Genomic DNA, 11,925 nt, shown 5'->3' on the forward strand with positions numbered 1-11,925 from the left:
GGTATTTTATGACGTCCAAGCAAAAACCGCGTTTCGGGATTGATATAGATGGAACAGTGACAACACCTGACACACTGATCCCTCATATTAATGAACGCTACAAAACCAACATTGTATTAAATGATGTCATAGAATATGATTTTTTAAGTGCTTTTCCCCATCCAGTAGACCGCAATGAGTTTGCAAAATGGTTTAAGGAAAACGAAGCTTATATGTATTCAGTTAGTGCCATCGCACAGGATGCACAGACCATTTTAGAAGCATGGCAGCATACCTTTGAACTCATTTATATATCTGCCCGTGATACAAGTGTATTCGAAATCACTCAGGAATGGTTTAAGAATAACAAAGTCCCCTTCCATCATATTGAGTTAATCGGAAGCCACGATAAGCTAGCTGTGGCAAAAAAGCACAAAGTAGACGTCTTCTTTGAGGACAAACACGATAATGCAGTAATACTTGCAGAGGAATTGAATATTCCAGTATTATTATTTGATACGCCATATAATCGAAAATCGATTCCAAAAAATGTCATACGAATTAATAACTGGACAGAAGCAAATCTCTGGATTTCAAAAAACTTCTAGTAGAGCAGGCAACATGTAATGACATTGTTGCCTGCTTTTATAATTCTAAAATCCCCCGCTTCCACCTATCTACGAATGTTTCAAAATGAATCCCATAACGATTATAAATATCATGATATACAAAATAGACCCCTAATTTCTCTAACACAGTATCCTCAATATTCATCCATACTTCCCTTCGTTTCTTTTTGGACAACAGTAGCTTCTCGCAAATATTCAGTTAAAATTTTGCGATCAAACTTACATATAAAATATTCCTGCTTGAAATAAAATCAGTATGGTAGTTAAATTGGTTGGTATTTTTCAACGATTAATACTTGAAACTATTTTACGTAAATAAAGGTTAGAATATGAAAAATTAGAGAAATTACATAAAATTACCATATAAATCCCTTTTCAATTAGAATACCTTTCAAGGTCAGTAAATAACTATGATCGTGCTTTAAACAGCGTTTATCACCCTTTCAATGCAATAAAATAATCCTTCCGCTATTCAATACACGAAATTTTTAGAACTATTCAAAAATAACACTGCTATAATGTTCTTTATTTTGTTATACTTTTTTTAAACAATTTATTGTATCGGGGGAACTAGCATGTATAATACGAAAATGCCCCTCACAAAGGATGAGTTATTCCCATTTCTTTGTAATATTAGTGAGCAATTTCATATTGGTATCGGCATTATCAGCTTAGAAAAAAGTGATTTTCCCTTTGTCTATATTAATCAGGCATTTACAGCGTTAACTGGTTATTTACAAGATGAATTGATTGGAAAAAATTTCAACTCATTAACTGGTATAAAAACGAGTATGGATCATATTGGGGAGCTGTTTTGTAGTATTAAGAAAAAAAGCCCCTTCGAAAAAAATATCTTACATTATCAAAAGGATGGTAGCGCCTTTTGGAATCATGTAACCTGCCAACCCATAAAAGATCGTGATGGCATAGCCTCATACGCATTAGTTCATTGCAAGGATATTACCGAGCAAATGTTAAGTAAAATGCTTTCGAAGCTCGAGCACGAGGTATATATAGATTTAGAAGAAAATGGCGATTTTAAAAATATCTTGCAGTTAATAACAGAAAAAGTAGAAAAATATTATATACGTGATATTTTCTGCGGCATCCATGTTGTAAATCAAGAGCAGAATTTAGAAGCGATTGCTAGTGGCTCCCTTCCGCTTTCCTTGATAAAGGCGATGAATCACCTTGAAATCGGTGGCTCCACAACTGGATATAACGAAAGCGTTGTTTACATCAATGATTTAACTATTAAAAACAACAAATCAAGCAAGCTTATTAAAAAGTATAATTTAAATTCTTGTTGGTCAAAGCCGATATTCACAAACGAAAAAGTATTACTTGGCTATTTCTCAATATACATAAAAGGAGAAATGCAGCTTAGACAGGCAGATATAGATTTCTTAAAAAAGCTTTCTCCAATTGTTGCTCTCTCAATGAAATACGTGAAACAAAAACAGGAGCTAAAAAAGTTAGCCTTCTTTGATATGAGCACAGGAATGCCAAACTACAATAGCTTCTACACGAGCTTAGTTACGTGGATGGATGAAAAAGTGACTGGCTCGCTTCTTCTAATTCAACCAAATGAATATTCTAGCATTGTTGATTTATATGGTAGAAAATTTGGGGATGAATTAATCGGTCAAATGGTTGATCGCTTCCTCTCCATAAAAGATTTAAAGGAAGAATTTGTGTACGGCAGATTTTCTACTTCTTCCTTTATGATTGGTGTAAAACAATCGCATAAAGATCATTTGACACAATTCATAAAGCAAATCTTACAAATAACAGCCGTTCCATTTACAATTGCAGAAAGAGAAATTTTCATCACCTTGAAAATAGGTGTCTCACACTTTAATGAGTTTTTAACAATCGATGAAAGTATTCGCCGAGCAGATACTGCATTAACGAAGTCTCGTCTTCAGAATACGCCATTTTCTTATTTTGAAATGGGAACAGATGAAATGATTCAAAGAGAGCTCAATATCTTGAATCAATTACAATTTGGCATTAAAAATAAGGAATTGACAGTTTACCTGCAGCCTAAAATCAATCTTTTGACAAATGAAATCGAAGGCTTTGAGGCTTTGGCTAGATGGAATTCACCAGTATTGGGCAATGTCTCCCCTGCCGAATTTATTCCTATAGCCGAAAAAAGCGGCAAAATAAATGAGATAGACAATTTAATTTTACGCAAGGTTTTAATTTTCCAAAACCATCGGCAAACTAACGGCTTAAAGATGATACCGATTGCTGTCAATATTTCACCTGTCCATTTTTATAGTGAATCCTTTATAAATGATTTCCTCTCTCTTGTGGCGGAATATCATATTTCACCGCATTATATTAAAATTGAAGTAACTGAAAGTGTGGAGTTATTTGACTTTGTTAAGGCTAAGGAAATTCTATTGGAGTTAAAAAAATTGGGCTACGAAAGCTCGATTGATGATTTTGGTGTAGGCTTCTCAAGCTTAAGCTATTTACAGCAGCTGCCTTTCTCTGAGATTAAAATAGACCGTAGCTTTATAAACGATATCGAGAATAGTGATATGCATGCAGTTGTGCAAACGATTGTACAGCTCGCAGACAAGTTAAGAATGCATGTTGTAGCTGAAGGTATAGAGACCTCTGAGCAATATTCAATACTACAGAAAATCGGCTGTAAATCTGGACAAGGATTTTACTTCCATAAACCAATGCCACTTGAAGAAGCACAAAATTTGCTTGATTCGATAAGTGAAAAATAAGAACGCCTACACAGAAACCTCTGTATAGGCGTTTTTCTAATTTACTTTATCTACTAGATTTTCAGCTATGAAAGCAACCATATCCTTTAAATTTTCTGGAGTAACGCCATGTCCGTCTGGATATGTTTTAAATGTAACTTGTACTTCCAGCTCTTCAAAATAATTTTTACTAGCTTCTCCCCACTGAATTGGGAAGTCATAGTCATATTCACCATGGGAAATAAAGATTTTTGTTCGATCTACAGGTGCTTTTTTGTATTCATTCATAACGAATTCCGGTAAATAACCACTAAGTGCAACAGTAGCTGTAATCAGATTCCCGAGAGTTAAAGTAAGCGTTTCTACAACTGCCGCCCCTTGATTAAATCCAACTAAAAAGATTTTATTGATATCTATATTGAATTCCTCGATTGCTTCTAATATGAAGCTTTGGCTGAAGGTAATTACTTTGTCAAAAACTTCTCTTGTAGGTTTTCCTTCTTCTTCAAAGGTATAAAAAGCAAAACCAGGTGCGTGTGTGATTGGTCCTCTTAAACTAAAGATATGACATTGTCCTTTAAATTCCTCTACCAACTGCAGTAAATCCTCTTCATTACTTCCTAAGCCATGAAATAAAAAAATAGCTCCTTGAAGTTCACCGCTAATATTTGTTGGTGGGATATGCTTAAACGTATAAGGTGATTTCATGTTTTTAATTCCTTTCTAATGCTTCAAGCCTTGAATAACTTGTATTGTAACAAAATTTAAAGAAAATGTTTACAATTGTAGTCCTTCTAGATGGATTTTCTTCTTAAATGCATTAGAAACACATAACTAGAGCAAAATAGGTCGAGAGAAAAGTGCAGCTTTTTCTTTAATAACTTTTAAAACATACAATTCCTATCAAAAAAATAAACATTTTACTCCAATATATTTTATAAATCTGGTATACTACTTTTCGAGGTGAAACTATATGACAATAATAACTATAATTAATGTCGCCGTATTAATCGCACTAATGGCATTCTTACGCTTCTTAAATAAAAAGCATGTTAAGTTTTCCAACCGTGTTTTTGCAGGATTAGGCTTAGGTATTCTTTTAGGTTTAGCTCTTCAATTAATTTTTGGAGCTACTTCGGATGTAGTAACAAATACTGTCCCGTGGTATAACATTATTGGGTCAGGCTATGTAAAGCTTCTTCAAATGATTGCGATGCCGTTGGTATTCATATCAATACTTGCAGCCTTTACAAAAATGAAGCTTGGTAATAATCTAGGGAAAATTGCCGGTCTTATTCTACTCATTCTTGTTGGTACTACAGCAGTTTCTGCAGGAGTAGGAATCCTATCCGCTACTATCTTTGACCTTGATGCCACTCAATTAGTGCAAGGCGATGCAGAGATTGAACGAGGTGCTTCTTTAGAAGAAAAAACGGCTGAAGTAAAATCGTTACCAGAACAAATTATTGAGCTGTTCCCAGCAAATCCATTCTTAGATTTAACTGGAGCCCGTTCTACTTCAACAATTGCAGTTGTAATTTTTGCAGCCTTTTTAGGCTTCTCATACTTGAGAATTGTACGTAAAAATGAAGACACTGCAAAAATGATTAACAAAGGTATTGATGCTATTTATTCCTTAGTAATGGGTGTTGTAACAATCGTATTAAGACTTACACCTTACGGAATTTTAGCAATCATGGCTCGTACTGTTGCAACAAGTGATTTTGCAGCAATTTATAACTTAGGGAAATTCGTCATCGCTTCTTATGTAGCGTTAATCGCTGTTTTCCTAATTCACTTAATCATTATCTCTCTGACAGGATTAAGTCCGTTAATGTATGTTAAAAAGGCAAGTGAAACATTACTATTCGCATTCACATCTAGATCTAGTGCGGGTACACTTCCATTAAACCTTAAAACACAGGAAGAGCGACTAGGTGTTCCTGATGGAATCGCAAACTTCGCTGGTTCCTTTGGTCTTTCAATTGGTCAGAATGGATGTGCTGGTGTTTACCCAGCCATGTTAGCAGTTATGATTGCACCAACTGTTGGTATTAATCCACTAGATATTAGATTTATCGCTACTGTCATCGTAATCGTTGCAATTAGTTCCTTTGGAGTTGCAGGCGTAGGTGGTGGTGCCACATTCGCTGCCATCATTGTATTATCTGCACTTGATTTACCAGTTGCCCTTGCAGGTGTTTTAATCTCTGTTGAACCATTAATTGATATGGGACGTACCGCTTTAAATGTAAGTGGTTCTATGACAGCTGGTGTAACGACAGCAAGAATTACAGGTGACCTAGATAAAACTATCTATAATAATCCGACAATGAAAGAACTAGGTGAATCGTAATACTCACTCCTTCTAATTTACGAATTAGAAGGAGTATTTTTATACCTGTTTACGTATAAATATCTAGTCTATATACTTTTCCTGGTATCTTTTACTTATTTTATCGACTTTCTTTACTTTCCAATTGTTATTATTAGATAATTTCCTTAAACTTAAAATAATCGGTATTTGTATACATAATCTGATATCCTAATATAAGAGGTGTTTATTGATGTATGAGAAGATTACTATAGAAAACAGTATTTTATACATTGAACCGCATCATGTTGACACTTTTAAACAATGGGCAGCTAAAATGGACAACTATTCCCACCTTGTAAAAAATGGTGCTCTAAGTAAAATGGATAGCTGGATTATGGCCTTTAATATTTGGCTTTTATTATTGCCGGATGATGACGACCTAATTATTAAAACAGACGAGTCTTCACTGTATTATACTGCGAATATTTTGATTCATAATGCCTTTAAGGAAGATAGCCATTTCCAAAATTTAAAAGAAAGAAATGATTCCACACCAGAATTATTTTATCTATCCTCATTATATTTAGCGACTGGCTTAAACGAATGGATTTTAAATGTGCTGGAAAAGTACCAATTACAGGACATCATCCAGCGAGCAAGGTATCAAAGATATTTCAATGCATTGGATGGTACAAAGGAGCAAATTCAAACGTTTCTTGAGGATCAATCACAGTTTGTAAAAGCAGCTGTTCTTGAAATACGTGAGGGGTCTTTTTCACAAATGATAAAAAAATATTGTGACAAGGCGTATTTTTTATATGTAGATCAATACCTGTCCTCAATCGGTCAGGACAAAAAATAGATAATCCATAACGATTTCAAGCCCAGTAGCAATGGCTACTGGGCTTTGTTTGTCTTCTATATAAAGTCTATATAAATACTCTGACCGGCTCATAGCAAGTCGAAATTTGCTTTTCAAACTCCCCTAGATCCATCTGTGGTATACCTACAATAACTGCGGTTGCTGGACCACTTGTTTTCTCCAAATCTAATGAGCATTCAAATTTACCTCCTGGTAGGATTCTTTCCAGTTCTGCTAATATCCCTTTCGAGCCAACTGGCCAAATTTGTTTTACGATTTTTAATTTTACTAAATTATAAAGTTCATTTAGCTTTGCAACATGTTGAGTTTCTTCAATTACCTCTTGACCGACTAATGGCTTCCCAATTACAAACCATTGAAGGTTTTCTTTAGATATCTCATATTGCACTTTTCCAACCACTACTAAACTTATACCCGATTGCAATGAATTAAAATTTGATTCAGTTGATCCGTTAATTGGCGGTACAGCTAAACCAATCTCGTCAAATGCCTTTTCAATTCCCTTAATATAATCCTTCCAGGCAACCTCCCCAGTAAAGTTCGATAAGAAGATATTAGTTGGCTCCGCACCCGCACACCATTGCTCTAACAAAACAACTCGCGCAGAATAGTATGCTGTTAATTCATTTGGTACATGTACAGCATCTAAAGCCTTTTCACCAATACAGCCTGAATTATCTACTGTTATAACCGTACTAGCATCTATTTTAACGGCATTTCTCATAGATTCGACACTTTCCCCTCACTAAATACTTTTCCCATTATAGGAAGCACAATAGCCGTAATTAGCGCATTAATGATTGTTGCAATTAGTAAGCTCGGAACTGCAGCTATAAAAAACGCTGGCGAGATAAGAAAATAAAAAGGTATGGCTGCGAGGACACCATTACCAAGTATTAGAAAAATCCACTTCAAAATTTTATAGCCTTTTTTATGTAAAATATTAAATACAGCTGTGACAATCAGCATTTCAAAGGCAATTAAGATATGGAATGGTCCTGATGGAAAGCCTGACGTTAAGGCAGTCGCTAAATGTCCTAATGCTCCAGCGATACCTGAAAAAAGTGGAGGTAAAAAAGCAACGCTTATAAATGCTGGTGCTGAATCCAGGGCGGCCGTTGTCAGGATTCCCGGTACCTTTATAAAGCTACCTATCACACAAATCGCAGCAACTAAAGCTGTCAATATCATTAACCTTAATTTTGAAGTGCTCATCTACAATCCCTCACCCTTTAATACTTCCGGTAGCCCATACCAAATTCGAATTACATCTTCACTTTCACTAATGAGATTTTGATATAATCGACCACAGGCATCACGCAATTTTCTTTCTTCCTTTTCCATGGGTACAACACCTCTGCCAATATCCGTACAAATACAAATAACACGTGCTTGTTTATTCAACTCAATAAGTCTATTAAAAATTTCCTCTGCTATCACCACTTCATCTAAATGAACTTTTGGAAGAATTATATTTTTAAAGTTCCCTATGACTAAGATGTCCTCTGTTGAGAACGAATCTTTTTTTGGCAATTCACCCTCGAAGAAATGAATTTTCCCAGATGGGTGCTGCATTAATTGTTGTTTTACAAATTTTCTTTTGCCATTATTGGCTCCTCCAATAATAACCTGCATCGTTTCCCCTCCCTTACATATGAAAAATCACACCACTTAAGTGTATAAATCATTCTGTGAGAAGCTTTTATTTTTCGAAACTCTTCTTCAACAGGAGCAAAGCTTGCTAGTATTGCTCTTATAACACCACCGTGAACGATAAATGTATATTCCTTATTCTCTGAAATAATTTGATGAAAACAAGAAAGTACTCTCTTTACAAATACTTGATAGGCTTCGCCATTAGGAGGAGTATTATTTTGTGGATCCTCAATCCATTGCCGATACTGCGAAATATCTTGAAGCTCCTCATAGGTTTTCATTTCAAAATCTCCAAAATTCAATTCTCGCAGTTGTGAATTCGCTGAATAAGTCGCAGCTGGAAAGTAAAGCTCTGCTGTTTCTTTACACCTCTTTAAATCACTCCCATAAACCACATTTGCTCTTATCGGAACGTCAAAGTAATTTTCTTTTGAAAGTATTGATTCATCTGTCCAGCCAATGTATTTTCTTTTTATATTGGCAGCCGTTTGTTCATGCCTTATTAAATGAACAATACAATTATTCCCCATAGGAACACCTCCAGCACTTCGTTAAGTGCTCCTGCTAAATCTCCAGTCATCCCGCCAAAATTCTTAATTGTCCACTTACGATATAAAGTAACAAACACTAGTAGGCATGTAACTAATACGTAACTAACTATACCTATGTAGAAATATGTAATTATAGCAAATAAAAGCGTATATATAGTGAATGCAGTCCATATCTTCTGCGGGTTAACCTGCGATTTAAAGTAAGCAGCTAACCCTTTTTCTTTAATCGTATGCGTAGTAACAAAGTAGACTAGTAGTCCTAATCGACTTAATAGAGGAACAGCTATGAAAAATATAATGATCCCTTCTGAATCATTATGTAGTAGTTCAAAAACAAAGCCTATTTTTAATAACACCAACACTACTAAACTAATAGCACCAAAGGCACCCACTCGAGGATCCTCCAAAATTTCAAGACGACGCGCTTTGTCCTGATATGAGAAATAAGCATCTCCCATATCAATCCATCCATCTAAGTGTAAGCCCCCGGTCATAACAATACCGGCAATAACAACTAATATAGCAAATAATAAATTCGTAAGTTGTAGATATTGTTCATTTACTAAATAAAGGACACTAATCGTACCACCCATTAAAATCCCTAAAGCTGGTAGCATTGCATACATTGCACTTACAGTTTTCTGATTCATAGGCAATTGCTTTCGAATGGGCAATGAAGAGAAAAACTGAAAGGATAAAAGGAATCCAATAAAGCTATTTTTCAAAATAAGCACCTCTATTTCCAACGTTTAATCTTACTATAATCCATTTCATAGGCCTCGTCACTGTGATGTACAATCCATTGATGAAGTATGCCTAAAAGAGAACGATAGTAATTCACTTCTGAGTAGGTTGAACTCTGCTCATCAAAAATTTCGTTGGATACAAGTATTACAATTGCGCCATCCTTGGTCCATTGAAGTAGCTGTTTTTTTAAAGTTTTAATATACTTTTCGATTTCAATTATGCGTTCGATACTGTCAAGCTGCTCTGTTTTGTATAACACATTACTTAACCAGGTTGTTATACACTCCCATAGAATTACAGAATTAGCTGGATAAATTACTTCACTAAACACCACTTCATCTTGAATTTCTATTGTTTTCCACTGGATAGCCGCCTTTTTACGATCAGCCTGATGCCGTTTGATACGCTCAGTCATTTCTCTATCAAAAGCAACACCTGACGCTATATAATATAAATTTTTGCGTTCAAATTTCTGATAGAGCTCCTTGGCATAATCCTCAGCGAAAGCACTTTTACCACTTCGAACGCCACCAGTTATAAAGATGAGTTTACTCATTTGTACCTTCTCCTTAAAATTCGAAAAGAGCAAATTCAACTTAAGAATTTGCTCCTTACATTTCACTTAGTTAAAAATTTCCGGATAAATGGTTGAAGCAATTAGTTCAATCGCTTCCCCGATTCGTGGTCCTGGACGATCTAAGATATCAGCGTTCAGTTCATAAACCTCTTCATTTTGAACAGCCGTAATATTTGACCATCCTTCACGTGCTAAAATTTCGCCTTTTGGATCCTCACTATAATTTACAGTAGTTATAATCGCTTCTGGATTACGAATAATTAAATCTTCTTCTGATACTGCAAACCAGCTTTGCTGATCGGCATAAATGTTTTCAACTCCAGCAGCTTCAATTAGCTCTTGCTGGAAAGTACCAGAGCCAACTGACCAAATATCAGGCGATGGCGAGATTTCAAAGTAAACTTTTTCCTTTTTATCTAGAGAGACCGTTTTTTCTTGAACCGCTTCAATTTGATTTTCGATTCCAGTAACAATTTCATCTGCTTTTTCTTCAACTTTTAATACTTCTGCAATTTGCTCAATATCTCCATAAACATCTTCGATAGTTGAAGCAGTTTGAATAACAAATACCTTCAGCCCAGCATTATCTAATTGTTCGATATGTGTTTCTTCCCCAACTGTATATGCAAATATTACGTCAGGCTGCAATTCAACTACTCTTTCGGTATTAATAGTCATAGAATCTGAAATACGTTCAATTTCAAGTGCTTCTTCAGGGTATGTATCAAATTCCGTTGCACCGATTATTTGCTCGCCTACCCCTAATTCAAATAAAATTTCAGTATTACTTGGTTGTAAGGATACGATTGTTTTTGGTACTTCCTCAAACGTCACTTCCACTCCACGATCATCAATCACTGTATAAGCACCAGATTCTTCTGTAGTGCTCGCATCATCTTTTTTGGCTGGCTCAACTGAAGTTGAACAACCAACTAATAATAATGAAATAGCTAGAGGTGCTAGCCATTTTTTGTTTATAGCTTTCATCGTATTTCCTCTTTTCTTTTTTTCTTTGTTGGGTAAGATTTACTTATAAATGGAATTTCCTTTACTTCATGCTTTTGATTTGAATAGACAGCCATTACAAAAAATACGTTTGCAAGTAACCCCAAGTAATCGAACAATATTTCAGGTACATCACGTTCTTCGCTTACTTTATGTAGCGCACGGTAGGATTTTTTTGCTTCGCTACGACAGATATGAAGCAAGGAACCCACTTCACTACCTTGAGGCAATAAAAATTGCTTAATCACTTCTCCTACCTCTTCAACATAATAATCATAGCGACTACTCAACCATTGTAAATCTTCCTGTGAAATCGCCAATTTCCCACGTACAGAGCCGTTCAAATGATAGCATAGTGGCTGGATGACTTGTAAATCCTCATACACATCTTTGCATGCTTCATCTGTATTTAACATTGGCAAAATCGCTCCGACTCTAGTTGTAAGTGAATCTGTTCGAATTTCATAATCAACCAAACTTCCTTTTTCACGCATAAACGGATAGCAGCTATAGCGAATATCCTTTCGAATTATCCTCACCTCCATGAAATTTTGATTAGTGAATGACCAATTCAGATTTCAGAGAATATAAAAAGCCACCCAAATAACGGATGGCAAAAGATTACAGAACAAACTTATACAAATAGATTCATTCAATTATGCCGTACATTCCCTTTATTTCCGAAGAGGTTTGTTACGATCAGAAAAGGATAGGTCTCCTGGCTTGTGCATAGCATTTCAAAGAGCCTTCCCATCCTTAAAATGTACCCTATAAGATGGACACTTTAAAAAAAGTCCTTCTTGTAGGGTACTTTTGTTTATAATGAGAAAAAAGATGTTGGAGCGGAATTAG

The 11,925-nt window shown here is 35.3% G+C and carries 13 protein-coding genes; 4 read left to right on the plus strand and 9 right to left on the minus strand.

Annotated features, from left to right (window positions below; all coding sequences use genetic code 11):
- Positions 1 to 8: 8 nt before the first annotated feature.
- The gene (locus tag BJ095_RS16415) at positions 9 to 587 is read left to right on the plus strand and encodes a hypothetical protein (protein WP_107935444.1); all 579 of its coding nucleotides are present in this window, start codon (positions 9 to 11) and stop codon (positions 585 to 587) included.
- 596 nt (positions 588 to 1,183) lie between these two features.
- The gene (locus BJ095_RS16420; RefSeq protein WP_107935443.1) at positions 1,184 to 3,358 is read left to right on the plus strand and encodes a sensor domain-containing phosphodiesterase; all 2,175 of its coding nucleotides are present in this window, start codon (positions 1,184 to 1,186) and stop codon (positions 3,356 to 3,358) included.
- Positions 3,359 to 3,394: 36 nt separating this feature from the next.
- Here BJ095_RS16420 and BJ095_RS16425 read toward each other — a convergent pair whose 3' ends face one another.
- Positions 3,395 to 4,045 (minus strand): alpha/beta hydrolase, encoded by a 651-nt coding sequence (locus BJ095_RS16425; protein WP_107935442.1) that lies wholly within the window; start codon positions 4,043 to 4,045, stop codon positions 3,395 to 3,397.
- A 265-nt stretch (positions 4,046 to 4,310) separates the two neighbouring features.
- Between BJ095_RS16425 and BJ095_RS16430 the strand changes: the two genes are divergently transcribed.
- Positions 4,311 to 5,693, plus strand: coding sequence for an L-cystine transporter (locus tag BJ095_RS16430; protein ID WP_107935441.1), 1,383 nt, complete (start codon positions 4,311 to 4,313; stop codon positions 5,691 to 5,693).
- Between the two features lie 211 nt (positions 5,694 to 5,904).
- Entirely contained in the window at positions 5,905 to 6,516 is a 612-nt protein-coding gene (locus BJ095_RS16435) for a hypothetical protein (RefSeq protein WP_107935440.1), read from the plus strand.
- Positions 6,517 to 6,583: 67 nt separating this feature from the next.
- Here BJ095_RS16435 and BJ095_RS16440 read toward each other — a convergent pair whose 3' ends face one another.
- The 8 genes from BJ095_RS16440 to BJ095_RS16475 all read right to left on the minus strand — a co-directional run bounded on the left by BJ095_RS16440 (position 6,584) and on the right by BJ095_RS16475 (position 11,603).
- Positions 6,584 to 7,261 carry a hypothetical protein gene (locus BJ095_RS16440; RefSeq protein ID WP_107935439.1) on the minus strand — a complete coding sequence of 226 codons (678 nt, stop codon included), beginning with the start codon at positions 7,259 to 7,261 and terminating at the stop codon, positions 6,584 to 6,586.
- On the minus strand, positions 7,258 to 7,752 hold the full coding sequence (locus BJ095_RS16445) for an ECF transporter S component (RefSeq protein ID WP_107935438.1): 495 nt from the start codon (positions 7,750 to 7,752) through the stop codon (positions 7,258 to 7,260). Before BJ095_RS16445 ends, BJ095_RS16440 begins: the two co-directional genes overlap by 4 nt.
- A complete protein-coding gene (locus BJ095_RS16450) occupies positions 7,753 to 8,172 on the minus strand; it encodes a bifunctional adenosylcobinamide kinase/adenosylcobinamide-phosphate guanylyltransferase (RefSeq protein ID WP_107935437.1) in 420 nt (139 codons plus the stop codon). It lies immediately after the preceding gene.
- Positions 8,124 to 8,723: a histidine phosphatase family protein gene (locus BJ095_RS16455; protein WP_107935436.1), complete on the minus strand. Its 600-nt coding sequence runs from the start codon at positions 8,721 to 8,723 to the stop codon at positions 8,124 to 8,126. Before BJ095_RS16455 ends, BJ095_RS16450 begins: the two co-directional genes overlap by 49 nt.
- Positions 8,696 to 9,478: an adenosylcobinamide-GDP ribazoletransferase gene (gene cobS / locus BJ095_RS16460; protein ID WP_248283780.1), complete on the minus strand. Its 783-nt coding sequence runs from the start codon at positions 9,476 to 9,478 to the stop codon at positions 8,696 to 8,698. The genes BJ095_RS16455 and cobS overlap by 28 nt, the downstream gene beginning before the upstream one ends.
- Before the next feature lie 2 nt (positions 9,479 to 9,480).
- Positions 9,481 to 10,047 (minus strand): bifunctional adenosylcobinamide kinase/adenosylcobinamide-phosphate guanylyltransferase, encoded by a 567-nt coding sequence (locus tag BJ095_RS16465; RefSeq protein WP_107935434.1) that lies wholly within the window; start codon positions 10,045 to 10,047, stop codon positions 9,481 to 9,483.
- A gap of 66 nt (positions 10,048 to 10,113) precedes the next feature.
- Positions 10,114 to 11,055, minus strand: a complete 942-nt coding sequence (locus BJ095_RS16470) for an ABC transporter substrate-binding protein (RefSeq protein ID WP_107935433.1) — start codon at positions 11,053 to 11,055, stop codon at positions 10,114 to 10,116.
- Positions 11,052 to 11,603 (minus strand): hypothetical protein, encoded by a 552-nt coding sequence (locus tag BJ095_RS16475; RefSeq protein WP_107935467.1) that lies wholly within the window; start codon positions 11,601 to 11,603, stop codon positions 11,052 to 11,054. The genes BJ095_RS16470 and BJ095_RS16475 overlap by 4 nt, the downstream gene beginning before the upstream one ends.
- Positions 11,604 to 11,925 lie beyond the last annotated feature (322 nt).

Origin of the sequence: Ureibacillus chungkukjangi (assembly GCF_003217295.1) — a bacterium.
In the GTDB taxonomy this organism is placed as follows: Bacteria; Bacillota; Bacilli; order Bacillales_A; family Planococcaceae; genus Ureibacillus; species Ureibacillus chungkukjangi.